The following is a 25,360-nucleotide window of genomic DNA, read 5'->3' as shown; positions in this document are numbered from 1 at the left end:
GACGTGGTTGCGTTACGTCATCGGTCATATACAGGACTGGCCGGTGAACCGGGTCCGCGATCTGCTGCCATGGAAGGTCGAGCTTCCCTCTGCCTGAACGTCAATACGGTCTGAATGCGACGCTTACGCAGAAGCAGAAGCAGAAGCAGAAGCAGAAGCAGAAGCAGTAAAAGGGGGAAGTGAAACAGCGTGCGGATTAAGACACCGCGAAAGGCTGTGGCGAAGCAGCGCTTCACCACAGCGTGTCAGCGCTGACGTCGGATGAAGGTCAGTAACCCGGCCAGCACTGTCGCTATCCATACCGGCCAGATCCCGGCTTTCGAGTATGGCGTTTCGCCGCGGGTAGGCGTTACCTTATCCACGAGTACGCCGCGCGTGAATTGCGGCAGAACCTTTTCCACATCGCCATTGGCATTCACCACGGCGGTTACGCCATTATTGGTGCCGCGCAGCAGCGGTCTGCCCAGCTCAAGTGCGCGCATACGCGCCATCTGGAAGTGTTGCCAGGGACCAATCGAGTGACCAAACCAGGCATCATTAGATACGGTCAGCAGAAAGTCGGTGTCCGGACGGAAGTTCGCCCGCACCTGCTCACCCAACACGATCTCGTAGCAAATCGCCGTCGTAAGGTGATAATTCGCCACATTGAGCTGAGGCTGCAAATAGGCACCGCGGCTGAAGGCAGACATCGGCAAATCGAAGAAGGGGGCTAGCGGGCGCAGCAAATCCGCCATGGGAACAAACTCACCAAACGGCACCAGATGGTTTTTCTGATAGCGGTTAGTGCTGAAGTAGTTGTAGGGCTTCGGCCCGCCCAGCACGATAACCGTGTTGTAATCATGATAACGATTCTGCTCCAGGCGCGAATCCACGATACCGGTCACCAGTGCGCTACCGCGCGCGCGGAGTTCGGCATCCAGCGAACGCAGGAACGGTTGCTGGTTACTTTCCAGATCGGTAATTGCCGACTCCGGCCAGATAATAATGGGGGCTTTCCCCATCAGCGGCTGGCTTAAATCATTATAAATGCGCAGCGTGTTCAGCAACTGCTGCGGGTCCCACTTCATCGACTGGGGAATATCGCCCTGCACCAGCGCGACATCGACCGCCTGCTGGGGTAAAGGCTGATACCAGTGCAGATAACGCAATGGCCAGCATATCGCCAGTAACGCGAGCGCGCCCACCAGGCTTTTCACCTGACGTCGCTGCTGCGCATAAACCAGCAAACCCGCAATGACCATCAGCAGGAAGGTAATACTTTCCACGCCAGCCAGCGGCGCAATCCCCTTTAGCGGGCCATCAATCTGACTGTAGCCAAACTGCAACCACGGAAAGCCGGTTAAAATCCAGCCGCGCAAAAACTCCGTCACCTGCCATAACGCGGGAGCGGCCAGCGCCAGTCGCCACTGTGTGGGACGTGGCCAAATCCGGTTCAGGATGCCGGCAAACAGCGCCGGATAAATCGCGAGGTAAGCCGCCAGCAGGACCACCAGAAAAACGTTCACCGGGCCAGGCATGCCGCCAAAAGTGGCAATGCTGACATAAACCCAGTTAATACCGCTGCCAAACAGGCCAAATCCCCAACTGAAACCAATGGCGCTGGCCTGAGGGCTGGTGCGGTTCAACGTCAGAAGTTGCAGGCCGAACAGCGAAAGCAGGGCGGCAGGCCAGAAATCGTAAGGGGAAAAGGCGAGCGTGCCACAGGCGCCGCTCAGTAAAGCCAGCAGCAGACGGCCCCGCTGCTGCTGGTAAAAGGAGGCTAATGCCATAGCGTTATTCGTCATCCAGTTGAGGTAGCGCCGAATTTTCCGGGATTTTTACGTGGACCTGAATGATACGGCGGCTGTCGGCCATGGCAACTTTGAACTGGTAACCATCAATGTCGATGCTTTCACCGCGCGCCGGCAGATGACCAAAGCCCTGCATTACCAGTCCACCAATGGTATCCACTTCGTCATCGCTGAACTGGGTGCCGAACATCTCATTGAAATCCTCAATGGGGGTTAACGCACGCACCGTGTAGGTCTGGCGGTTGAGCTGGCGGATATCCCGATCTTCCTCATCGTCATATTCGTCTTCAATTTCGCCAACAATCAGTTCGAGAATATCTTCAATCGTGACCAGTCCGGACACGCCACCAAACTCATCGATCACAATCGCCATATGATAGCGCTGGGAACGAAACTCTTTCAGCATACGGTCAACGCGCTTGCTCTCAGGCACAACCACCGCAGGACGCAGCACTTTTTCGACGCTGAAGGCTTCTGATTCGCTGCTCATAAACGGCAGCAGATCTTTCGCCATCAGGATGCCTTCAACATGGTCCTTGTCTTCGCTGATCACCGGAAAGCGGGAGTGCGCGGAGTCAATGATTACATCCAGGCACTCTTCGAGGTTCTGGTTGCGTTTCAGGGTGATCATCTGAGAGCGCGGAATCATGATGTCGCGTACGCGCTGTTCTGCAATATCCAGCACGCCTTCCAGCATGTCGCGGGTATCCTGATCAATCAGGTCCTTTTGATTGGAATCACGGATAAGGCTCAGGAGCTCGTCACGGTTTTTGGGTTCACCGTGAAACAGTTGGTTGAGCAGTAGGGAAAAAAATCCCTTTTTACTACTGGGTGCATCGCTGTTTTGAGAATGGTCGTCGCTCATGGCGGTTTTTAAAGATCTCTCTGGTAAGTAAGTGATGCTGCCGGTCGGGTTACCGGCAGCAGGATGACCTGAGTCCACAACTCAGGTGTTTTCTTTCTCCGAAATGTACGGATCAGGATAACCAAGAGCAAGCATTATCTCGGTCTCCAGACCTTCCATCTCTTCGGCTTCGCTGTCTTCAATGTGATCATAACCCAACAGATGCAGCGTACCGTGAACCACCATGTGCGCCCAGTGGGCTTCGACGCTTTTCCCTTGTTCCTGCGCTTCCTGTTCCACGACCTGACGGCAGATGATCAAATCGCCCAGCAGGGGCAATTCAATACCGGGTGGCGCTTCAAAAGGAAATGACAACACATTGGTGGGTTTATCTTTACCACGATAGGTCAGGTTAAGCTCATGGCTTTCCTGTTCATCCACCAGACGAATAGTCACTTCGCTTTCCGGCTGAAACGGCGTCACCGCAGCTTCCAGCCAGCGCTGAAACTGGCTTTCCGTGGGGAGATTTTCTGTTTGTTCACAGGCCAGTTGCAGGTCGAGAATCACGTCGCTCATGGTTTCTCCTGAACGCTATGTTGGGCAGCAAGGGCTTCACGCTTACGCTCTTCGGCCTGCTGATCGCGACGTTTCTGATCGGCTTCTTCCCAGGCTTCATAAGCGGTCACGATGCGTGCCACGACCGGATGACGCACAACGTCTTCACTGTGAAAGAAGTTAAAGCTGATTTCTTCCACTTCAGACAGGACCTCAATCGCGTGACGTAAACCCGATTTTGTGTGGCGCGGCAGGTCGATCTGCGTGACGTCGCCGGTGATGACCGCTTTCGAGTTAAAGCCGATACGGGTCAGAAACATCTTCATCTGCTCGATAGTGGTGTTCTGGCTTTCATCAAGAATGATAAACGCGTCATTCAGCGTACGGCCGCGCATATAGGCCAGCGGCGCGACTTCGATAACGTTGCGTTCCATCAGCTTCTCGACTTTTTCAAAGCCCAGCATCTCAAACAGGGCGTCGTAAAGCGGACGCAGGTAGGGGTCCACTTTCTGGCTCAAATCGCCCGGCAGGAAGCCCAGTTTTTCACCGGCCTCGACGGCGGGGCGCGTGAGCAGGATGCGACGAATCTCCTGGCGTTCGAGCGCATCGACCGCGGCAGCGACGGCCAGGTAGGTTTTACCGGTACCCGCCGGGCCCACGCCAAAGGTGATGTCGTGGTCGAGGATATTGGCAATATACTTTGCCTGATTTGGGGTGCGCGGCTTGATGACGCCACGCTTGGTCTTGATATTGACCGCTTTACCGTAGTCGGGCACGCTTTCTGCCGTTTGTTCCAGCACCCGGCTTTCTTTGATCGCCAGATGAATCTGCTCGGGTTCGATATCCGGAATTTCGCCGCGCACGGGCGCGGTATCGACATAAAGTGTTTTCAGGATCTCTACCGCGGCATTCACGCACAGCACCCGACCAACCAGTTTAAACTGATTGTCCCGGCGTTTTATCTCAATGCCAAGACGACGCTCCAGCTGTTTTACATTGTCATCAAATGGACCGCACAGGCTCATCAGACGGCGGTTATCAGCCGGTTCAAGGGCGATTTCACGGGTTTCAATATTCAAACGAATCCTTTGGGTCACTCAGGGCCAGTTGAAAGGGATTGCGGGTGCATCAGATGTGTTAAGCGGATGCATCATAACGAAATTATTTATGCGGTCACGCCGGGGCGCAAGCTTACGAGGTGATATTTGGGCGGCACCGGCAGAAACCAAGTGCAAAACAGCAGAATGTGCGGCAGCCGACGGTGAGCTGCCGCACATAACGGAAGATCAGGGCTGGAAGACGCCAACGCCGATATCATTTTCTTTGCGGGTACGGGCGATAACGGAGGCCGGGCTTTCAACTACACGTAAGCCCATTTCCTCTTCAGTCCGCACCAGCTTGCCGCGCAAGGAGTTGGTATACACATCGACAATTTCAACGTCGACAAACTTACCGATCATCTCTACCGGACCTTCGAAATTCACCACTCGGTTGTTTTCGGTCCGGCCGGTCAGCTCCATCACATTTTTACGTGAAATGCCTTCTACCAGAATCCGCTGCACGCTGCCCAGCATACGGCGGCTGATCGCCATGGCCTGCTGGTTGATGCGATCCTGCAGAATATACAGACGCTGTTTTTTCTCTTCGTCTCTGACGTCGTCAGGCAAGTCTGCCGCAGGTGTGCCCGGCCGCGCTGAGTAGATAAAGCTGTAGCTCATATCAAAGTTGATATCACCAATCAGCTTCATCGTTTGCTCAAAGTCCTGCTGTGTTTCACCCGGGAAACCCACGATAAAGTCAGAACTGATCTCAATGTCAGGGCGTGCAGCGCGCAGTTTGCGAATGATAGCCTTGTACTCCAGCGCAGTGTGCGCACGCTTCATCAGCGTCAGAATCCGGTCGGCGCCGCTCTGCACAGGCAGGTGGAGAAAGCTCACCAGCTCTGGCGTATCGCGATAGACATCAATGATGTCATCGGTGAACTCAATCGGATGGTTGGTGGTGAAGCGAATACGGTCAATGCCGTCAATCGCCGCCACCAGACGCAGCAGTTCAGCAAAGGTGCACACGTCGCCGTCAAAGGTTTCGCCGCGATAGGCGTTCACGTTCTGCCCTAACAGGTTCACTTCGCGTACGCCCTGCGCAGCCAGCTGCGCGATCTCCAGCAGAATATCGTCTGACGGACGGCTGACTTCTTCACCGCGCGTATAAGGCACCACGCAGAACGTACAATATTTGTTGCAGCCTTCCATGATGGAGACAAACGCGGTGGGGCCTTCGGCCCGCGGTTCAGGCAGGCGGTCGAATTTTTCAATTTCCGGGAAGCTGATGTCCACAACCGGACTTTTGCTGCCGCGCACGGTATTAATCATTTCAGGCAGGCGATGCAGGGTTTGCGGACCAAAGACAATGTCCACGCAAGGCGCACGCTGGCGAATATGATCCCCTTCCTGCGACGCGACGCAGCCGCCAACACCGATGATCAAATCCGGGTTGCGCTCTTTGAGTTTTTTCCAGCGCCCCAACTGGTGGAAAACCTTCTCCTGCGCTTTCTCGCGGATTGAGCAGGTGTTGAGCAGCAGAATATCCGCCTCTTCGGCTTCCTCTGTCAGGGTATAGCCGTGCGTGCTGTTCAGCAGGTCAGACATCTTAGATGAATCGTACTCATTCATCTGACATCCCCAGGTTTTGATATGCAGTTTTTTTGTCATCGAGCTAGCCATTAAATCAGTGCAGTGAAGTGCTGGGCGCGTATTGTAATGCTTTGCTGCGGATGTGACCAGCCTGAGGGCTTTTCTGATCGTGCCTCATTTTTCCGGTACACTTTGCAGGAATACCACCGCGCTGAAAAGTGGCGGCCTAAGAGAGGGATACAAGTGATGCAGGATAACCAGTTTGATGTGGTGATTGTCGGCGGCGGCATGGTCGGAGCGGCGCTGGCCTGTGGTTTAGCGCAGCACCGCTTCCGGGTGGCGGTGATTGAGCGGGCAACCCCGCCACCTTTCGATCCCGACAGCCTGCCGGACGTGCGCATTTCCGCTGTCGGCTCCTCGTCGGTGGCGCTCCTGAAACAACTGAACGTCTGGCAGCGGGTGGAGGCGATGCGCTGTGCGCCTTACCGCAAACTGGAAACCTGGGAGTGGCAGACGGCGCAGGTCAGTTTCGATGCGGAGTCGCTGGGTTTGCCTGAACTGGGTTATATGGTGGAGAACACGGTGCTGCAACGTGCGCTGTGGGAAGAGATGACGCAGCGAGGGATCACCTTGCTGTGCCCGGCGACGATGGAGGATCTTCAGCCCTGTAATGCGGGCTGGACGCTGTCATTAAGCAATGGCACGACCGTAACCGCAAAATTAGTGGTGGGGGCAGATGGCGCAAGTTCACAGGTGCGACAGATGGCGGGTATTGGGATTCACGGCTGGAGTTACGCACAGTCCTGCTTACTGATCAGCGTCACCTGCGAGCATCCGGCTGGCGATGCGACCTGGCAGCACTTTACGCCCGACGGTCCACGCGCTTTCCTGCCGCTGTTCGGTCATCATGCCTCGCTGGTATGGTATGACGCCGCCGCCCGTATCCGACAGTTACAGGCCATGCCCGTTGCACAGCTGGAGAAAGAGATCGCCCATCACTTTCCGGCCCGACTGGGCCGTTTTCATGTGCATGCAGCCGGTGGCTTTCCCCTGGTGCGTCGACATGCCGCGCGTTATGTTCTGCCGGGGCTGGCGCTGGTCGGCGATGCGGCGCACACCATTAATCCTCTGGCAGGGCAGGGCGTGAATCTGGGATATCGTGACATTGATGCGTTGATGGATGTATTAATTGCTGCGCGTGACAATGCTGAAACCTGGTCGTCGGAACGGGTGCTGTTACGTTATCAGCGCCAGCGCCGCCACGATAATCTGCTGATGCAGAGCGGGATGGATCTGTTCTATTTTACGTTTAGCAACCGCGTCGGCCCGTTAAAGCTGGTACGCAATCTGGGATTGATCGCCGCTGAGCATTCCGGCGTGCTGAAACGTCAGGTCTTGCGCTATGCGTTAGGCTTGTAAGCCTCAGCCACGCGTCGCATGGATCTGACGCGTGGTCATGAGCCGGAAGCCAGAAACAAAAAAGCCCGCTATTGCGGGCTTTTTTGCTTAATTTGGCTGGGGTGCAGGGATTCGAACCCCGGAATGCTGGTATCAGAAACCAGTGCCTTACCGCTTGGCGACACCCCAAGAAAATGGTGGCTACGACGGGAATCGAACCTGTGACCCCAGCATTATGAGTGCTGTGCTCTAACCAGCTGAGCTACGTAGCCAAATTGTATTACCTTTCGATGATGGCTGGGATACCTGGATTCGAACCAGGGAATGCCGGTATCAAAAACCGGTGCCTTACCGCTTGGCGATATCCCATTCGTCCACTCGCAGCCGCGAGATACATCGAAATTGGCTGGGGTACCTGGATTCGAACCAGGGAATGCCGGTATCAAAAACCGGTGCCTTACCGCTTGGCGATACCCCATCCATGCTGCCGACTCGTGAAATGGTGCGGGAGGCGAGACTTGAACTCGCACACCTTGCGGCGCCAGAACCTAAATCTGGTGCGTCTACCAATTTCGCCACTCCCGCAAAAAAAAGATGGTGGCTACGACGGGAATCGAACCTGTGACCCCAGCATTATGAGTGCTGTGCTCTAACCAGCTGAGCTACGTAGCCATCTTTTTTCGCGCAACCTTCATCGGCGTTGCGGGGCGCATTATGCGGAGTTGACTACACAGCGTCAACAAGTTTTTTGCCGTTTTTTGCCTTCAAACGCCTGTTTGTCTGGCTTATAACCAGGGTGGTGCTTTATTCGGCAATTTTTCAGTGAATACAACGGCAACTCCACAAAAAATGGGCCATTACTGGCCCATCTGTTCACTCAGTATAGCACTTATTTGTAAGCGGACTGGTGCACGCCCACGGCACGTCCTGAAGGATCGTCCATGTTTTTGAAGGCTTCATCCCACTCAATCGCTTTTGCCGACGAACAGGCAACAGACGGCCCACCTGGCACGCACTCGGCAGCACTTGGCAGTGGGAACAGTTCTTCGAAAATTTCGCGATAGAGATACGCTTCTTTCGAACCCGGCGTGTTATACGGGAAGCGGAAATGCGCCGTCGCCAGTTGCTGATCGCTAATCTGCTTAGCCGCTACTTCTTTCAGCGTGTCAATCCAGCTGTAACCTACGCCGTCAGAGAACTGCTCTTTCTGACGCCAGGCAACGCTTTCCGGCAGATAGGAAGAGAAACATTCGCGCAGAATGTGTTTTTCCATTTTACCGTTGCTGCCGCACATCTTGTCCTGTGGGTTGATACGCATGGCGACATCCAGGAATTTCTTATCCAGGAACGGCACGCGCGCTTCTACGCCCCAGGCGGACATCGCTTTGTTGGCGCGAGCACAGTCAAACATGTGCAGAGCCAGCAGCTTACGCACGTTCTCTTCATGGAATTCTTTGGCATCAGGCGCTTTATGGAAATAGAGGTAGCCACCGAAGACTTCATCTGCGCCTTCGCCTGACAGCACCATTTTAATGCCCATCGCTTTGATCTTACGCGACATCAGGTACATCGGCGTGGAGGCACGAATGGTGGTCACATCGTAGGTCTCAATGTGGTAGATCACGTCACGAATAGCATCCAGACCTTCCTGCACCGTGAAGTGGATTTCATGGTGAACCGTACCCAGGTGCTCGGCAACCAGTTTGGCTGCTTTCAGATCCGGTGAGCCTTCCAGACCGACGGCAAAAGAGTGCAGCTGTGGCCACCAGGCATCGCTTTTGTCCTGATCTTCAACGCGCTTAGCGGCAAAACGCTTGGTCACGGCTGAAATAATAGAAGAATCCAGACCGCCAGACAGCAGCACGCCATAAGGAACGTCTGACATCAGATGACTTTTTACCGACTCTTCCAGCGCATGTTTCAGGCCAGCCGCGTCTGTCACGTTGTTTTCAACGTTTTTGTATTCCATCCAGTCACGCTGCCAGTAACGACGAATTTCACCGTCAGTACTGGAAAGGTAGCTTCCCGGTGGGAATTCTTTAATGGTGCGGCAAACCGGCACCAGCGCCTTCATTTCAGACGCCACAAACAGGTTGCCGTGCTCATCGTTGCCCATATACAGCGGAATGATACCGATATGGTCGCGACCAATCAGATACGTTTGCTTCACGGTGTCGTACAGGATAAAGGCAAACATGCCCTGCAACTCGTCCAGGAAATCGACGCCTTTTTCCTGATACAGCGCCAGAATGACTTCGCAGTCCGAACCGGTCTGGAAACTATAACGATCGCTTAACTCTGCGCGCAGGGCTTGATGGTTGTAGATTTCACCGTTGACGGCCAGAACGTGAGTGTGATCGGCGTTATACAGTGGCTGTGCACCGTTGTTGACGTCGACAATTGAGAGACGTTCGTGAGCAAGGATCGCGTGGTCGTCAGCATACACACCTGACCAGTCCGGCCCACGGTGACGCATTAAGCGTGAGCTTTCCAATGCTTTTTTACGTAACTCAACGGGATCGCTTTTCAGATCCAGCACACCAAAAATAGAACACATATCTGACTCCTGAACTCACCTGCGGCGATGTAATTTTACGTTTGTCCGGCAGCCGTTCGCTGCGTGATGTATAAGAAAATGCGTTATTTCAGGTACACAATGCAAGAGGAATCGTGTTTCACTGATAAAAAGGTTGTTGAATAACCCTGGATGTTGAATTTTATCTAATGAAGGTGTCTTTTTATTGATGAATCGGCAATGAAAAGTGATTTTGGGGTGTTTTTTGAACGATCTCAAGCCAGCAGAGAGGGGCAACGAAGGGGGATACACTGCCTGAGGCGGCAGTGCATCATAAGCTGAACGTTTAGAAGAGATCGATATCGGCCACGGAAGGGAAAATCCAGTCAGGACGGAAAGGCATCGCGTCAATATCGCTCAGGGTTGACACCCCAGACAGGACAAGAATGGTTTCCAGTCCGGCCTGAAAACCGGCCAGAATATCGGTGCGAAGGTTGTCACCCACGATCACCGTGTCCTCTGAGTGCGCCTGCATTTTATTCAGCGCGGCACGCATGATATACGGGCTGGGTTTGCCGACATAAAACGGCCTGCGACCGGAGATCTTTTCAATACCGGCACACAAGGCACCGCAGGCGGGCACGAATCCCCTGGCGTGCGTGTCGGGGTTGGTGGCAATGAAACGCGCCCCGTTTGCCACAAAGAAAGCCGCCTTATGCATCATGTCCCAGTTAAACGACCGGGTTTCGCCCACGATGACAAAGTCCGGCTTAACGTCAGTGATGGTAAAGCCCGCTTTGTAGAGTTCGTGCACCAGCGCACCCTCACCAATGACATAGGCTTTTTTGCCTTCCTGACGACGCAGAAAGTCAGCGGTCGCCATGGCTGAGGTGTAAAACACCGAATCCGGTATGTCGATGCCCGCGGAGGAGAAGCGATTGGCTAAGTCCCGCGCCGTCTGGGAAGGGTAGTTGGTCAGCACCACTAATGGCATATCTTTAGCCAGAATGCGCTGCAAAAACTCTTTTGCACCGGGCACCGCGGTATTGTCGTGCATCAGCACGCCATCAATGTCACAAATTACATTTTTAATCGTCATAAATGTGTTCCGATGCGCGCTGTCAGAAAACCGGCTGCGCTTAGTCTTCCAAAAGATGTTGCAGCAGGATGCCGTTTAACATCGCTCGTTTCGCCAGCGCAAAGGCGCCGATCGCCGAGCGATGATCGAGTTGTGAACGCACCACAGGCAGATTTTTACGAAAGGCCGCCAGTGCCTGCGTATTAATGCAACTTTCAATCGCGGGTAGCAAGACACGTTCTGCTTCGGTGATCTCGCCTGCCAGCACGATTTTTTGCGGGTTAAACAGGTTGATCGCAATCGCAATCGCCTTACCCAGATAACGCCCCACATGCTCGACAACTTCGCAGGCTAACGCATCGCCCTGATTGGCGGCCTGGCAGATATGCTGCATCTGGCACGCCGCCTGAGTCAGGATGCTCGGGTAGCCTTTATTCAGTAGCTCGCTTACACGATGTTCAATGGCGCTGTTTGCCGCAATGGTTTCAAGACAGCCAAAGTTGCCACAGTGGCAGCGTTCCCCCAGGGGATCGACCTGAATATGACCGATTTCACCGACATTGCCATTACTGCCCAAAAAAATCTGCCCGTTGGCGATAATGCCTGCGCCGGTTCCCCGATGCAGGCGCACTAATATCGAGTCGGCACAATCGCGCGTTGCGCCAAAATAGTGCTCAGCCAGCGCCAGGCTGCGAATATCATGGCCCACAAAACTGGTGACGTTAAACCGGTGCTTTAGATTAGCAACCAGCGGCCACTGATTCACATGAATATGCGGCATGTAGCGGATTACGCCATTAAGCGGATCAACGAGGCCGGGCAAAATCACGGAAATCGCGATTAGCTCGCGAATTTTCGCTTCACTCTGCTGGATAAAATGCGCAATGGCATCGAACAACGCCTGTTCGAGTGCTTCCTGCGTGCGCTGGGGCAGGGGATAATCCTGCTGAGCCAGGGATTTACCGCTTAAATCGAACAGGGTTAGCGTGGCATCATTGCGGCCAAGGCGCACACCGATGGTGTGAAAGTGGAGGGTTTCCGTCACGATAGAAATGGCGCGGCGACCGCCAGTGGACGCCTGCTGGTCCACTTCTTTAATCAAACCGCGCTCAATAAGCTGACGTGTAATTTTGGTGACACTGGCGGGAGCAAGTTGGCTTAAATCCGCAATCTGAATACGTGAAATCGGCCCTTGCTGGTCGATTAACCGGTAGACGGCCGCGCTATTCAGTTGTTTGACAAGATCGACATTTCCAATTTGAGTCTGGCCGCCAGTGGTCATTCAGTGCTTACTCGCTCAGGACGTTATCTCCATTGACTAACGTCTTAATAATTTTAAAGTCGCGTGTAAAAACCGTCAGGTTGGCGAGTTTCCCTGCCTGAATCGTACCTGACTGTTTTTCAACGCCCATTGCCTGTGCGGGATAAAGTGATGCCATGCGCAGGGCTTCATCCAACGCAATGCCCGCATGCTCAACGCAGTTTTGTACGGCTTCAATCATTGTCAGTGCTGAACCGCTTAGCGTGCCCTGCTCATCCACGCACAACCCGTTACAATAATAGATTGTTTTACCAGCAAAAATAAACTTATCGATAGCAGCGCCCGCCGGTGCTGTCGCGTCGGTGACCAACACCAGTTTGTCACCTTTGATGCGTTTAGCATTGCGGACGTTAGCGTAATGGACATGTAAACCATCTGCAATAATGCCGCAGTATACATCAGGCGCATCAAACAGCGCACCGATGAGGCCGGGCTCACGTCCGGCAAAGGCAGGCATCGCATTATAGAGGTGCGTGGCGAACGTAATGCCCGCCGCAAACCCCGCTTTTGCCTCTTCATAAGTGGCACTGGAATGTCCGGCTGAGACCACGATACCCGCTTCGCTCAGTTGGCGAATCACCGCGCTGCCCACCACTTCGGGTGCCAGCGTAACTTTGCTGATCACGTCTGCGTTGTCGCAAAGGAATTGCACCATCTGCGCATCGGGCTCACGGATCAGGGCAGGGTTATGTGTGCCCTTTTTCGCCACACTCAGCCAGGGGCCTTCCAGATGTAAGCCCAGCATAACGTGAGGATACTTCTGCAAAAAGGCGCGCATTGTTTCCACCGCGCGCACCATCAGTGCGTCACTGCTGGTAATCAGCGTAGGCAGAAAGCTGGTACAGCCCGATTTCACATTGGCGCGATGCATGGTTTCCAGCGTTTCCACGCTGATGGCGTCTATATCGTCATTAAACTGGACGCCGCCACAGCCGTTAAGCTGCAGGTCGATAAAGCCGGGCGCGATAATGGCGCCGCTTACGTCCTGCTGTTCAATGCCTGACGGCAAGGCAGTAACAGGGCAAACCCGTTCAATGCGTCCGTCAGCGATCACCACGGCATGGTGATCCAGAATTTCGTAGCCGCTGTAGATTCGGCCATTGACTAATGCGTACATCTTCTTCTCCCGGCTTACCTGCCGCTCGTGCATCTGACAGCAGGTGACGTAATAACGGTATTAAACGCCCTGCATATTTTCCGCTTCCATTTCACGGAAGTACTTCACCGTTTTAACTTTCAACTCCATGGTCGCGGGCTCGTCGCAGACCACCACGGATTTAGGATGGAGTTGCAGGCAACTAATTGTCCACATGTGGTTCACGTTTCCTTCCACGGCAGCCTGCAACGCCTGTGCTTTAACGTGACCAGTAACCAGAATCATCACTTCTTCAGCGTCCAGCAGTGTGCCCACGCCAACGGTCAGGGCATATTTCGGCACCTGATCAACATCACCGTTAAAAAAGCGTGAATTTGCCACACGTGTGTCGTGAGTCAGCGTTTTGATACGAGTGCGTGAAGATAATGACGACGCGGGTTCGTTAAAGGCGATATGGCCATCATTACCGACGCCGCCCATGAACAGGTGGATTTTGCCCAGAGACCGAATTTTATCTTCATAACGGCGACATTCTGCGTCAATATCGGGCGCATTACCATTCAGCAAATTGATGTTTTCGGGTTGAATATCAACGTGGTCAAAGAAATTACGATGCATAAAGCTGTGGTAGCTTTCCGGATGCTCTTTCGGCAGCCCGACATATTCATCCATGTTGAAGGTAATGACATGTCTGAAGCTAACCTGGCCCGCTTTGTGCATATCGATCAGGTGCTTGTACGCTTCCAGAGGCGTACCGCCCGTAGGCAGTCCCAGAATAAAGGGCTTGTCAGCGCTGGGATTAAACGCATTAATACGGTTCACTATATGGCGCGCTGCCCATTTGCCGACCTGAGTGGGAGTAGATAAAGGAATCAGTCTCATGTTGCACCTCAAATGTGAGTGAAGGATTCGACGCGCAGCAAAGCCATGTTGCCGGTGAGGACAGGCGAACGGGAAGGAAACGCGCGTCTCGATATTTCGCATCATAAAATAAGTGGGCGTTCATAGCCAGTCATGTCGACGTTAAAAATCAATTTTTGGTGATTTTTGTCACAAATGGCTGCTATTAATTTGTAGAGCGAATTAATTTGTTATTACACTCCTCAGCACTGAGTGTAATGCCGTCAGAAGCGGGCTTCTGACATAACAACATTAAGCGGCAGCCATGCAATAAGTCAGTTTCAATGGGGAAAAGGTCAATGTTAAGTTACTTACAACGTGTGGGGCGGGCCCTGATGGTGCCGGTCGCTACGCTGCCCGCAGCAGCAATTTTAATGGGAATAGGGTACTGGATCGATCCTGACAGCTGGGGTGCAGGCAATGCCTTTGCCGCGTTGTTAATTAAATCCGGTGGCGCGATCATCGAAAATATGTCGGTGCTGTTCGCCATTGGCGTTGCATACGGCATGTCAAAAGATAAAGACGGTGCGGCTGCACTGACCGGCTTTGTGGGCTTCCTGGTCGTCACTACGCTGTGTTCACCGGCTGCTGTAGCCATGATCCAGAAGATCCCGGTGGCGGACGTGCCGGCGGCGTTTGGAAAAATCAGCAACCAGTTTGTCGGTATTCTGGTAGGCGTGCTGTCCGCAGAAGTCTATAACCGTTTTAGCCATGTAGAACTGCCCAAAGCGTTCTCATTCTTTAGCGGGCGTCGGCTGGTGCCTATTCTGGTGTCCTTCCTGATGATTCTGGTGGCATTTATCCTGATGTACATCTGGCCTGTCATCTTTAATGGTCTGGTGAGCTTCGGTGAGCATATTCAGAAACTGGGATCGGTTGGTGCGGGTGTTTACGCCTTCTTTAACCGTTTGCTTATTCCGGTTGGCTTACATCATGCGCTGAACTCCGTTTTCTGGTTCGACGTAGCAGGCATTAACGATATCCCTAAATTCCTCGGCGGTGCGCAGTCGCTGGCAAATGGCACTGCTATCCCGGGCATCACTGGCCGCTATCAGGCGGGTTTCTTCCCAATTATGATGTTCGGTTTGCCGGGCGCGGCGCTGGCAATTTACCATTGCGCTCGCCCTGAAAACCGGGCAAAAGTGGGCGGTATCATGCTGGCGGCCGCTTTCGCAGCATTCTTTACCGGTATCACCGAACCGCTGGAATTCTCCTTTATGTTCGTGGCACCGGTACTGTATGTCATCCATGCTGTACTGACCGGCATCTCGGTCTTTATCGCTGCCAGCATGCACTGGATTGCCGGCTTTGGCTTCAGTGCGGGATTAGTGGATATGGTGCTCTCTACCCGTAATCCCCTGGCGACGCACTGGTACATGCTGATTCCGCAGGGCCTGGTGTTCTTCGTGATTTATTATCTGGTCTTCCGCTTTACCATCAAAAAATTCAACCTGATGACCCCAGGTCGTGAACTGGCGGTAGCGGGGGATGAAGCGGACGGTTATGACGTGAACGTTGATACCACTGATAATGGTGAAAGCGCCACGGAATCACTGGCACGCCGCTACATCGGCGCGGTGGGCGGTTCAGACAACCTTACCGCCATTGATGCCTGTATTACCCGTTTACGTCTGAACGTGAAAGATGCGGGCCAGGTTAACGAAGGTGTGGCAAAACGGCTGGGCGCGTCGGGTGTGATTCGCCTCAACAAGCAAAGTGTCCAGATTATCGTGGGTACCCAGGCGGAAAGTATCGCCACGGCCATGAAAAAAGTGCTGGTGAAAGGCCCGGTTGCTGGCGCAGCCAGCAGTGGCAGTGCGCCAGCCCCCGCTAACGAGGCCAAACCCCAGGCCGTCCTGAACAGTGAAAAACGCGTTATCGCAACGCTGATGGCCCCAGTGAGCGGTGAGGTTATCGCACTGGATGCGGTGCCGGATGAGGCTTTCGCCAGTAAAGCCGTGGGTGATGGCGTGGCGATTAAGCCGAGCGACAAGCGCGTCGTTGCGCCTGTTGCCGGTACGGTGGTGAAAATTTTCAACACGAACCATGCTTTCTGTCTGGAAAGTGAAAACGGGGTAGAGATCGTCGTGCACATGGGGCTGGATACCGTGGCGCTGGACGGTCAGGGCTTTACCCGTTTAGTGGAAGATGGTGCACAGGTCACAGCAGGCCAGCCGGTGCTGGAGATGGATCTGGACTATCTTAACGCCCATGCCCGCTCAATGATCAGTCCGGTGGTGGTCAGCAATATTGAAGACTTCGCCGGTTTAACGCTGCTGGCGCAGGGCCAGGTCATCGCCGGTGAAACCCCGCTGTATGAAGTAAAAGGCTAATTCCCTATATCCTCAACAAAAGGCAGGAAGCGATTCCTGCCTTTTTTATTTTAATCGCCCAACAAACGGTTGTTTCTCTGCAACGCTTTGTGGATCATACCCGGATATTACGTGGTATAAACCACCCATTCTATGCGTTGAGGATTTTGAGATGAGTGAGGCTGAAGCCCGCCCAACGAACTTTATTCGTCAGATTATTGACGAGGATTTGGCGAGCGGTAAGCACAGCAGTGTGCATACCCGTTTTCCGCCAGAGCCAAATGGTTATCTGCATATCGGCCATGCTAAATCAATCTGCCTGAATTTCGGTATTGCACAAGATTATCAGGGCGAGTGCAATCTGCGTTTTGACGATACCAATCCGGTCAAAGAGGATATGGAGTTCGTCGAATCCATTAAGCGTGACGTGCAGTGGCTGGGTTTTACCTGGAGCGGCGAGGTTCGTTATTCATCTGACTATTTCGACCAGCTTTATCACTATGCCGTTGAACTGATCAACAAAGGCCTGGCCTACGTTGATGAACTGACGCCAGACGAAATTCGTGAATACCGCGGTACCTTAACGGCACCGGGTAAAAACAGCCCTTACCGCGACCGCAGTGTGGAAGAGAACCTCGCGCTGTTTGAAAAAATGCGCAATGGCGAGTTCGCAGAGGGCAAAGCCTGTCTGCGCGCGAAAATCGACATGGCCTCCAGCTTTATCGTCATGCGCGATCCGGTGCTGTACCGCATCAAGTTTGCCGAGCATCATCAAACCGGCAATAAGTGGTGCATCTACCCGATGTACGACTTTACTCACTGCATTTCGGATGCGCTGGAAGGCATTACGCACTCCCTTTGCACGCTGGAATTCCAGGACAACCGCCGCCTGTATGACTGGGTGCTGGATAACATTACTATTCCTGTTCATCCGCGTCAGTATGAGTTTTCGCGCCTGAATCTGGAGTATGCGGTGATGTCAAAACGCAAACTGACGCAGTTGGTCAGCGAGAAGCATGTTGAAGGCTGGGACGATCCGCGCATGTTAACCGTGTCGGGTTTGCGTCGTCGTGGTTACACCGCGGCCTCCATTCGTGAGTTCTGCCGCCGCATTGGTATCACGAAGCAGGACAACATCGTTGAAATGGCTTCGCTGGAATCCTGTATCCGCGACGATCTCAACGAAAATGCGCCGCGGGCGATGGCGGTGCTGGATCCGGTGAAAATTGTGCTGGAAAACCTGCCTGCCGGGCACAATGAAGTGCTCAGCATGCCAAATCATCCTAACAAACCGGAAATGGGCACACGCGATGTTCCCTTTAGCCGCGAGATCTGGATCGATCGTGCCGACTTCCGCGAAGAGGCGAATAAGCAATATAAGCGCCTGGTGCTGGGTAAAGAAGTGCGTCTGCGTAATGCCTATGTCATCCGTGCGGAACGGACCGCGAAAGATGAAGAAGGCAATATCACCTGCATCTACTGCACCTGTGACGTCGATACGCTGAGTAAAGATCCCGCTGATGGCCGTAAAGTCAAAGGGGTTATCCACTGGGTCTCTGCTGAACATGCGCTACCGGCAGAATTCCGTCTGTATGACCGTCTGTTCAGCGTCCCGAATCCGGGTGCGGCGGATGATTTTCTGACGACAATCAATCCGGATTCGCTGGCGATTAAACACGGCTTCGTTGAACCCGGTCTGCGTGACGCAGAAGCCAGTGCGCCTTATCAGTTCGAACGTGAAGGCTATTTCTGCGCTGACAGTGTGTATTCAACACCGTCGCAGTTAGTGTTTAACCGTACTGTTGGTCTGCGCGATACCTGGGCGAAAAACGGCGAATAATTTACGCCGCATGGTCATCAGATGATCGGTAAAGGGCGAGCAATCGCCCTTTTTTATTGGGTGGATTTTTTTTAGCGCCGACATTTGTCCTGAACCCGTTTAATTCGATTAATTTTACTTCTGTGGAATCGCTCTCAGTTTAATTTTTTTAATAACTTTCCCAGTGTGAATTATTTTTTTTCAGGTACGCTAACCCTCTGTAGTCTTTGTTTGGGGTTAAAAAGGAAAAAAATGACAGTTTTCGCACATGAAGCCAAACACAGCGTTGTCGTCTTACATCAACTCATTGAACATATTTTTAACCACAGCCGTGACAGTGGTGACAGCTTTCATCTGCTGCTTTCTCATTTTCATCCCGACTTCCAGATGGTCACGCCACAGGGCAAGATGCTGAACCTCAATGAGGTTGAAGAACTCTTTCGCCGCTTACAGGGCGCACGGGAAGGGATGCGCATCGCGACCAGCGAACATGTGATCCTGTCAGAGCACGCTAACGAGGTCACCATTCAGTATCGGGAAGTGCAGATGATGAATGGGGAAAATAAAAGCCGCATTTCCGTTGCGATTCTGGACTGCTCACACCTCGGTGCCCCGCTGGCGCTACCTGCAGGAAACGCTGGTGGCGTGACTGACAGGCACAAAAAAGCCGATGCAGGCATCGGCTTTTTCTTTACCGTCTGACAAACGTTACTTGTCGTGCAGTGTTTCGTCTTCGTGGCAATCGCCCAGGGCACAGTGACCATACAGGTACAGGCTGTGGTTGGTGAGCTTAATACCGTGACGTGTCGCGATATCACGCTGACGCGTTTCAATAGACTCATCACTAAATTCAATGACTTTACCGCAATCCAGACAGATCAGGTGATCGTGATGGTGCTGCTGCGTCAGCTCAAACACCGATTTACCGCCTTCAAAGTTGTGGCGGGTCACAATGCCGGCATCGTCGAACTGGTTCAGTACACGGTAAACCGTGGCCAGTCCAATCTCTTCGCCCATATCAATCAGGCGTTTATACAGATCTTCCGCGCTGACGTGATGGCATGCAGGTTCCTGAAGCACTTCCAGAATTTTGAGTCTGGGCAGGGTGACTTTCAGGCCAGCCTTCTTTAATGCGGTGTTGTTGTCAGTCATGCGGATATTGTCCTGTTACTTTGGTCACTCTTGTGGCATGTAGCCTGTATGTCGATCGACCGCCATTCTCATTTGCGTCTCATTATAGAACTGATGCGCTGAAATGAAAACCGATGCTGCCTGCGATGAAACCGTGGCGATGTTCGCGGTACAAAGCATGGAGGGCGGGCTGGCTACCATTTCGCGTTGTGTCATCTCAATTCCAGGGAAATAAGCAGATGATCGATGCGGGTATTCTACAGACTAAATGCGGAAAGTTACAAAAATGTAGCTATTATTTTTATAGGAAAAGCCATTGATGCAGTGTGGACCAGCGCCCACACTGCGCTCACGGCTATCACGCTTCGATAATTTCTTTGAGTTGCAGTTCATCGAAGATCTGCTTAACCCATTTGTCGACGCGTTCGTTCGTCAGTTCTGGCTGGCGATCTTCATCAATCGCCAGGCCCAGGAAGTGGTTATCGTCTGCCAGACCTTTTGAGGCCTCGAAGTGGTAGCCCTCGGTTGGCCAGTGGCCCACGATAATGGCACCGTTAGGTTCGATGATGTCACGAATGGTGCCCATCGCGTCACAGAAGTACTCGGCGTAGTCTTCCTGATCGCCACAACCGAACAGCGCCACCAGCTTACCGTTGAAGTCGATCTCTTCCAGCGTCGGGAAAAAGTCATCCCAGTCGCACTGTGCTTCACCATAGTACCAGGTCGGAATACCCAGCAGCAGGATGTCAAAGGCTTCCAGATCTTCTTTAGTGCTTTTCGCGATGTCGTGAACCTCTGCAACGTCTTTGCCCAGTTGTTTCTGGATCATTTTTGCAATGTTTTCGGTGTTACCGGTATCGCTGCCAAAGAAGATGCCTACGATTGCCATGGGCAAAATAACCTCTTAAATCCTGATGATAGAATGAATGCCTGAGCATATTCAGCAAATGATAGCAGACCACGCAAAAGGGCGGAACTTGTAAAGCCGCGACATTTGTTTCTGTGTGCGGTTTACGTGCGTTAGTCCAGTTTGAGTTGCGCCAGCAGCATTTGTTCAATTAATTCACTGCGGCTGAGATTACGCTGTTCAGCCAGCGTATTAAGCGCTTCTACAGCCTGGCTGTTCATTTTGAGTTCGACACGGCGAAGCCCGCGCCCTTTGTCACGTTTCAGTTGATTGCGTTTATTGATACGCAGCTGTTCATCACGCGTAAGCGGACTGGTTTTAGGGCGACCAGGGCGACGCTCGTTAGCGAACAGATCGAGCGTCGTGCGGTCAGTGTTTTCTTTTGCCATGGCTTAGTACAACTGAATGGGCGCACACGGATCGTTCCGCTGCGCAGATTAAATTACTGGCTTTACCGTGGATACGCGCCCACGGCAAAAATTTAGCGCGCCATCATACTCCAGGCTAACCATGGACGCCAATCCTAAACTTTTACAGCCAGTTAAGCGGATTTATCGTGCAAAAAACCGGCGAATGCTGCGTAAAACAGCATCAGGTTTTTCGGCGTGGACCCAGTGACCTGCACCGCCAATCACGTGCGCCTGCGCGGCGGGAAACTGTTGCAGTATCGCATCACGGTACTGATTGTCCAGATAAGGGGAGTCACCACCGCGAATGAACAACGCCGGGTGCGGCCACGCGGGCACCGTTTCCCAACCCGTGATATACGCATAGTTGTCCCAGAGCGCTGGAACGTTAAAGCGCCATTCACCGCTACTGAACGATTTCAGGATGAACTGAATCACACCTTCTTCATTAAGATGAAGACGCATAATTTCGGCCGCCTCACTGCGCAGCGTCACGCCCGCGTCGGTGACGGCTCGGATCGCGGCAAAAATTTCGTCGTGGCGGCGCGTCTGATAGTCGACGGGCGCAATGTCGATCATCACCATCTGTTCTATCCGCTCAGGGGCCAGGGCGCTCATCGTCATGGCAATTTTACCGCCCATGGAGTGACCAATGACGGAAAGGCGCTCAATGCCCTGCGCATCAAGCGTGTCCAGCATATCCTGGGCCATAACCTGGTAGGTCATCTCGTCAGCGCGCGGAGATAAGCCATGATTACGCACATCAACCTGGATAAGCGGATGGTCATCTTTCAGACCGCGCGCCAGAACGCCGAGGTTATCAAGACTGCCAAACAAACCGTGAATGAGCAGAACGGGTGTGGAATCAGCAGAAGATTGTTCAGTTTGCAGACGGGCATTCAAAATCATAGCAAAGTTCTTAAGTGTGAGACCTGCGCTTAGGTTATCATGGTTTCACCTTTTCAGGTGCGCTGCTTCCGGTGGCATTAGGACATATTCTGACTTTTGCCCCTAAACCGTTTGAATGCTATCAGCCTGTCTGAATTTAACTTTATAATCTTCATGTTAGAACCTGCACACGGCCTGAAACCCCGGTGTTTACCTCTGGATTTTCAGAAAATCGCGGGTTCTGTCGTGAGTCAAAACCGTACGGAATAAGATGAAAACGATCGAAGTTGACGAAGAGCTCTACCGTTATATTGCCAGCCACACGCAACATATTGGCGAAAGCGCATCCGATATTCTGCGCCGTATGCTGAAGTTTACTGCGGGTCAGACAGCCACCGCGACCGAAACACAGCCTGTTGCCGCCTCGCAGCCGTCTAAAACGGCACAGTCGGCAGGGAATGAGTCACGCCCTCAGGATCGTGTTCGTGCGGTGCGCGAGTTGCTGCTTTCTGATGAATATGCAGAGCAGAAGCGGGCGGTAAATCGCTTTATGCTAATCTTGTCAACGCTCTATCGTCTGGATACGGCCGCGTTTGCTGAGGCGACCACCTCCATGCAGGGCCGTACGCGCATCTATTTTGCAGGCGATGAGCACACGCTGCTGCAAAGCGGCACCCATACCAAGCCGAAGCATGTGCCCGGCACGCCGTACTGGGTCATTACGAATACCAATACCGGTCGTAAACGCAGCATGATCGAACACATTATGCTGTCGATGCAGTTCCCATCGGAACTGGCTGAGAAAGTTTGCGGCACCATTTAAACTGAAGCGTCAGGGAGAAGCGCCAATGGCCAATCACCCCCGTGCCGGGCAGCCTGCCCAGCAGAGCGATTTGATTAACGTTGCACAATTAACTTCACAATATTATGTCCTGCAGCCCGATGTGGCGAATCCAGAACATGCGGTGAAATTTGGCACATCAGGCCATCGCGGTAGCGCAGGACGTCACAGCTTTAACGAAAAGCACATTCTGGCGATTGCGCAGGCGATTGCGGAAGAGCGTAAAAAGAACGATATTACCGGCCCGTGCTATGTGGGTAAAGATACGCACGCGCTGTCTGAGCCCGCGCTGCTGTCCGTGCTGTCCGTGCTGACCGCAAACGGGGTTGATGTGATTGTTCAGCAGGATAACGGTTATACGCCAACGCCTGCGATTTCGAACGCTATCCTTGAACACAACAAATCCGGCGGCCCACTGGCGGATGGCATTGTGATTACGCCGTCGCACAATCCCCCGGAAGATGGCGGCATTAAATACAATCCGCCAAACGGTGGGCCGGCAGATACCAACGTCACCAAAGTGGTGGAAGACCGCGCGAATCAGCTGTTGAAAGACGGCCTTAAAGACGTTAAACGTCTGTCACTGGATCAGGCCTGGGCCAGCGGACACATCCATGAAAAAGATCTGATTCAGCCTTACGTGGAAGGTCTGTCACAGATCATCGACATTCCTGCGATTCAGAAAGCGGGTCTGAAGATTGGTGTCGATCCGCTTGGCGGTTCCGGGATCGCTTACTGGCAGCGTATCGCTGAGCACTACAAGCTGGATCTGACGCTGGTGAATGACGCTGTCGACCAGACTTTCCGCTTTATGCACCTTGATAAAGATGGTGTGGTGCGCATGGACTGTTCGTCCGAATGCGCCATGGCGGGGCTGCTGGCCTACAAAGACAAATTCGATCTGGCCTTCGGAAACGATCCGGATTATGACCGTCACGGCATTGTTACCCCTGCCGGGCTCATGAATCCGAACCATTATCTGGCCGTTGCGATCAACTATTTGTTCCAGCACCGTCCGCAGTGGGGTCAGGACGTTGCCGTGGGTAAAACCCTCGTGTCCAGTGCGATGATTGACCGGGTCGTAGACGATATTGGCCGCAAGCTGGTAGAAGTCCCGGTGGGCTTTAAATGGTTCGTGGATGGCCTGTTTGATGGCAGCTTTGGTTTTGGCGGCGAAGAAAGTGCGGGTGCGTCATTCCTGCGCTTCGACGGCACACCCTGGTCAACCGACAAAGACGGGATCATCCTGTGTCTGCTGGCGGCAGAAATTACGGCCGTAACGGGTAAGAACCCGCAGCAACACTATGATGAACTGGCTGCACGCTTCGGTGCGCCAAGCTACAACCGTCTGCAGGCACCGGCAACATCGGCGCAGAAAGCCGCATTGTCGAAGCTGTCACCTGAAATGGTCAGTGCAGATACGCTGGCGGGCGATCCGATTACCGCACGCTTAACGGCCGCTCCCGGTAACGGCGCGTCTATCGGTGGACTGAAAGTCATGACGGAAAACGGCTGGTTCGCTGCGCGTCCATCGGGCACCGAAGACGCGTATAAGATCTACTGTGAAAGCTTCCTGGGCGCAGAGCACCGTGCGCAGATCGAGAAAGAAGCCGTCGAGATTGTCAGTGAAGTGCTGAAAAACGCCTGATAAATCTGTTAAATAAAAAAAGCGCCGCTGGCGCTTTTTTTTATGGCATGAACCGGTAGCCGATACCGGTTTCCGTCAGCAGGTGAACGGGTTGGGTCGGATTGGCTTCAAGCTTTTGCCGCAGATGGCCCATATAAATGCGCAGATAATGGCTGTGTTCGACAGCGTTGGGTCCCCAGACCTGATTCAGCAGCTGACGCTGCGTCAGAACTTTCCCCGCGTTATTCAGTAATGTGGTCAGCAAACGAAACTCGATGGGCGTAAGGTGAACCTCTTCGCCCGCGCGCAGCACGCGGCGTGCGGCAATATCGACGACCACGTCGGCGAAGCTGACCTTCGGATCGGGGTGCTTCCCGGCATGACGCCGCAGGGCGACCCGAACACGCGCCAGCAGTTCACCAATCCCAAAAGGTTTAGTCAGGTAATCATCGGCACCAGCATCCAGTGCGTCAATTTTGTCCTGCTCGTCAGTACGGGCAGAGAGAACAATAACTGGCAGCGTGCTCCACTGGCGGAGTTCACCAATAAACGTCTTGCCGTCGCCATCAGGTAAACCCAGATCAAGGATGACTAAATCGGGCTTTCGCGTGGCGGCTTCGATCAGCCCACGTTGCAGCGTCTCAGCATCGAAAACCTTCAGGCCTTCACTTTCCAGCGCGAGGCGCACGAAGCGGCGAATTTCTTTCTCATCTTCAATGATTAAAACCGTGGTCACACCAATCCTGCCATTGCCTGAAAAGGGAAAACACACTGTATCAACTTTTCTGGCGTTCGTCCGTGTTGCCATGAAATCCGTTGAAGGATCACCTCTGTAACTCATAATTAACCTGGGTATAACGGCCAGGTAAACTTACCCGTGCAGAACAAAAAAGACGCAAATTTAGTGGTCAGATGAGTAGTAAAATCATCCAACCCGGCGTAATATTAGACACAGATCACATTTATGACGTTTTTTTACTCAGGAGGCTGCTATGTACCGCACCTATCCACTTCACAAAATTATTTTGCGCCGAACGCTGGTCATCCTCTCAGGTCTGCTCGCTCTGCCGGTTATGCTGTTTCGTCAGGATCGGGCGCGCTTCTAAAGCTACCTGCATCGGATGTGGTGCAAAACCAGCGCCAAACCGGTCTGGCTGGCGCAGTCTGAAGCAGCGGCGGGTATTTTCTGGTAAGTCCCTGCTGTGCGGTTGATTTTACGCCGCGCAGGCCTGGGGACACATCCCTACAGCGGGGATTGCCAGCGTTTTCTCAGACGTGCTTATCTGTTTTTCACCTGC

21 protein-coding genes, 6 tRNA genes and 2 pseudogenes are annotated in these 25,360 nt (G+C 53.2%); 8 read left to right on the top strand and 21 right to left on the bottom strand.

What is annotated here, in order from left to right; translation table 11 throughout:
* The coding region (locus F7Q90_RS06520) for a transposase domain-containing protein (RefSeq protein WP_151160719.1) at positions 1 to 97 on the top strand (97 nt) is incomplete at its 5' end.
* Positions 98 to 245: 148 nt separating this feature from the next.
* Here the strand turns inward: F7Q90_RS06520 and lnt are convergent.
* The 5 genes from lnt to miaB all read right to left on the bottom strand — a co-directional run bounded on the left by lnt (position 246) and on the right by miaB (position 5,900).
* On the bottom strand, positions 246 to 1,769 hold the full coding sequence (gene lnt, locus F7Q90_RS06515) for an apolipoprotein N-acyltransferase (protein WP_006118481.1): 1,524 nt from the start codon (positions 1,767 to 1,769) through the stop codon (positions 246 to 248).
* 4 nt (positions 1,770 to 1,773) lie between these two features.
* Positions 1,774 to 2,655, bottom strand: a complete 882-nt coding sequence (corC, locus tag F7Q90_RS06510; protein WP_006118482.1) for a CNNM family magnesium/cobalt transport protein CorC — start codon at positions 2,653 to 2,655, stop codon at positions 1,774 to 1,776.
* Positions 2,656 to 2,736: 81 nt separating this feature from the next.
* Entirely contained in the window at positions 2,737 to 3,210 is a 474-nt protein-coding gene (gene ybeY / locus F7Q90_RS06505) for an rRNA maturation RNase YbeY (RefSeq protein WP_006118483.1), read from the bottom strand.
* Positions 3,207 to 4,268 (bottom strand): PhoH family protein, encoded by a 1,062-nt coding sequence (locus F7Q90_RS06500; RefSeq protein ID WP_006118484.1) that lies wholly within the window; start codon positions 4,266 to 4,268, stop codon positions 3,207 to 3,209. The genes ybeY and F7Q90_RS06500 overlap by 4 nt, the downstream gene beginning before the upstream one ends.
* Before the next feature lie 207 nt (positions 4,269 to 4,475).
* Complete coding sequence (gene miaB, locus F7Q90_RS06495) at positions 4,476 to 5,900, bottom strand: tRNA (N6-isopentenyl adenosine(37)-C2)-methylthiotransferase MiaB (RefSeq protein WP_006118485.1); 1,425 nt, start codon at positions 5,898 to 5,900, stop codon at positions 4,476 to 4,478.
* Positions 5,901 to 6,068: 168 nt separating this feature from the next.
* On the opposite strand from miaB, the gene ubiF reads away from it, so the two are divergent.
* Positions 6,069 to 7,241: a 3-demethoxyubiquinol 3-hydroxylase gene (gene ubiF, locus F7Q90_RS06490; RefSeq protein WP_006118486.1), complete on the top strand. Its 1,173-nt coding sequence runs from the start codon at positions 6,069 to 6,071 to the stop codon at positions 7,239 to 7,241.
* 93 nt (positions 7,242 to 7,334) lie between these two features.
* On the opposite strand, the gene F7Q90_RS06485 is transcribed toward ubiF, so the two are convergent.
* The 11 genes from F7Q90_RS06485 to nagB all read right to left on the bottom strand — a co-directional run bounded on the left by F7Q90_RS06485 (position 7,335) and on the right by nagB (position 14,112).
* Positions 7,335 to 7,409, bottom strand: a tRNA-Gln gene (locus F7Q90_RS06485).
* A 6-nt stretch (positions 7,410 to 7,415) separates the two neighbouring features.
* Positions 7,416 to 7,492 (bottom strand) — tRNA-Met (locus tag F7Q90_RS06480).
* A 22-nt stretch (positions 7,493 to 7,514) separates the two neighbouring features.
* Positions 7,515 to 7,589 (bottom strand) — tRNA-Gln (locus F7Q90_RS06475).
* 34 nt (positions 7,590 to 7,623) lie between these two features.
* Positions 7,624 to 7,698, bottom strand: a tRNA-Gln gene (locus F7Q90_RS06470).
* Between the two features lie 22 nt (positions 7,699 to 7,720).
* Positions 7,721 to 7,805, bottom strand: a tRNA-Leu gene (locus F7Q90_RS06465).
* Positions 7,806 to 7,815: 10 nt separating this feature from the next.
* Positions 7,816 to 7,892, bottom strand: a tRNA-Met gene (locus F7Q90_RS06460).
* A 217-nt stretch (positions 7,893 to 8,109) separates the two neighbouring features.
* On the bottom strand, positions 8,110 to 9,777 hold the full coding sequence (gene asnB / locus F7Q90_RS06455) for an asparagine synthase B (RefSeq protein WP_006118422.1): 1,668 nt from the start codon (positions 9,775 to 9,777) through the stop codon (positions 8,110 to 8,112).
* 304 nt (positions 9,778 to 10,081) lie between these two features.
* The gene (locus F7Q90_RS06450; RefSeq protein WP_006118423.1) at positions 10,082 to 10,834 is read right to left on the bottom strand and encodes an HAD-IIA family hydrolase; all 753 of its coding nucleotides are present in this window, start codon (positions 10,832 to 10,834) and stop codon (positions 10,082 to 10,084) included.
* Between the two features lie 40 nt (positions 10,835 to 10,874).
* On the bottom strand, positions 10,875 to 12,095 hold the full coding sequence (nagC, locus tag F7Q90_RS06445) for a DNA-binding transcriptional regulator NagC (protein WP_006118424.1): 1,221 nt from the start codon (positions 12,093 to 12,095) through the stop codon (positions 10,875 to 10,877).
* 7 nt (positions 12,096 to 12,102) lie between these two features.
* Positions 12,103 to 13,251: an N-acetylglucosamine-6-phosphate deacetylase gene (gene nagA / locus F7Q90_RS06440; RefSeq protein WP_006118425.1), complete on the bottom strand. Its 1,149-nt coding sequence runs from the start codon at positions 13,249 to 13,251 to the stop codon at positions 12,103 to 12,105.
* A gap of 60 nt (positions 13,252 to 13,311) precedes the next feature.
* Complete coding sequence (gene nagB / locus F7Q90_RS06435) at positions 13,312 to 14,112, bottom strand: glucosamine-6-phosphate deaminase (RefSeq protein WP_006118426.1); 801 nt, start codon at positions 14,110 to 14,112, stop codon at positions 13,312 to 13,314.
* 317 nt (positions 14,113 to 14,429) lie between these two features.
* Here nagB and nagE point away from each other — a divergent pair, with 317 nt between their 5' ends.
* The 3 genes and pseudogenes from nagE (at position 14,430) to F7Q90_RS06420 (ending at position 18,910) form a co-directional block, all read left to right on the top strand.
* A complete protein-coding gene (gene nagE / locus F7Q90_RS06430; protein WP_006118427.1) occupies positions 14,430 to 16,463 on the top strand; it encodes an N-acetylglucosamine-specific PTS transporter subunit IIBC in 2,034 nt (677 codons plus the stop codon).
* 151 nt (positions 16,464 to 16,614) lie between these two features.
* On the top strand, positions 16,615 to 18,282 hold the full coding sequence (gene glnS / locus F7Q90_RS06425; protein ID WP_006118428.1) for a glutamine--tRNA ligase: 1,668 nt from the start codon (positions 16,615 to 16,617) through the stop codon (positions 18,280 to 18,282).
* A gap of 231 nt (positions 18,283 to 18,513) precedes the next feature.
* A pseudogene (locus tag F7Q90_RS06420) lies at positions 18,514 to 18,910 on the top strand (hypothetical protein).
* Positions 18,911 to 18,969: 59 nt separating this feature from the next.
* Here the strand turns inward: F7Q90_RS06420 and fur are convergent.
* The 4 genes from fur to ybfF form a co-directional block, all read right to left on the bottom strand.
* Positions 18,970 to 19,413: a ferric iron uptake transcriptional regulator gene (fur, locus tag F7Q90_RS06415; protein WP_006118430.1), complete on the bottom strand. Its 444-nt coding sequence runs from the start codon at positions 19,411 to 19,413 to the stop codon at positions 18,970 to 18,972.
* Between the two features lie 337 nt (positions 19,414 to 19,750).
* Positions 19,751 to 20,281: a flavodoxin FldA gene (gene fldA / locus F7Q90_RS06410; RefSeq protein ID WP_006118431.1), complete on the bottom strand. Its 531-nt coding sequence runs from the start codon at positions 20,279 to 20,281 to the stop codon at positions 19,751 to 19,753.
* A 131-nt stretch (positions 20,282 to 20,412) separates the two neighbouring features.
* On the bottom strand, positions 20,413 to 20,688 hold the full coding sequence (gene ybfE / locus F7Q90_RS06405) for a LexA regulated protein (RefSeq protein ID WP_006118432.1): 276 nt from the start codon (positions 20,686 to 20,688) through the stop codon (positions 20,413 to 20,415).
* 162 nt (positions 20,689 to 20,850) lie between these two features.
* The gene (gene ybfF, locus F7Q90_RS06400; protein ID WP_006118433.1) at positions 20,851 to 21,615 is read right to left on the bottom strand and encodes an esterase; all 765 of its coding nucleotides are present in this window, start codon (positions 21,613 to 21,615) and stop codon (positions 20,851 to 20,853) included.
* A 250-nt stretch (positions 21,616 to 21,865) separates the two neighbouring features.
* Here ybfF and seqA point away from each other — a divergent pair, with 250 nt between their 5' ends.
* Together seqA and pgm are read left to right on the top strand one after the other, a co-directional pair.
* Positions 21,866 to 22,417 (top strand): replication initiation negative regulator SeqA, encoded by a 552-nt coding sequence (gene seqA, locus F7Q90_RS06395; protein ID WP_006118434.1) that lies wholly within the window; start codon positions 21,866 to 21,868, stop codon positions 22,415 to 22,417.
* A 25-nt stretch (positions 22,418 to 22,442) separates the two neighbouring features.
* The gene (pgm, locus tag F7Q90_RS06390) at positions 22,443 to 24,083 is read left to right on the top strand and encodes a phosphoglucomutase (alpha-D-glucose-1,6-bisphosphate-dependent) (protein WP_006118435.1); all 1,641 of its coding nucleotides are present in this window, start codon (positions 22,443 to 22,445) and stop codon (positions 24,081 to 24,083) included.
* A gap of 40 nt (positions 24,084 to 24,123) precedes the next feature.
* Here pgm and kdpE read toward each other — a convergent pair whose 3' ends face one another.
* Positions 24,124 to 24,798, bottom strand: a complete 675-nt coding sequence (gene kdpE / locus F7Q90_RS06385) for a two-component system response regulator KdpE (RefSeq protein ID WP_006118436.1) — start codon at positions 24,796 to 24,798, stop codon at positions 24,124 to 24,126.
* Between the two features lie 256 nt (positions 24,799 to 25,054).
* Here kdpE and F7Q90_RS06380 point away from each other — a divergent pair.
* Positions 25,055 to 25,255, top strand: a pseudogene (locus tag F7Q90_RS06380) (YbfA family protein).
* Positions 25,256 to 25,360: the final 105 nt, after the last annotated feature.

This window comes from Pantoea stewartii subsp. stewartii (genome assembly GCF_008801695.1).
Taxonomy (GTDB): domain Bacteria; phylum Pseudomonadota; class Gammaproteobacteria; order Enterobacterales; family Enterobacteriaceae; genus Pantoea; species Pantoea stewartii.
Note: the sequence above shows the minus strand (reverse complement) of the source record. Positions and strands in the feature narration are given on the sequence as shown.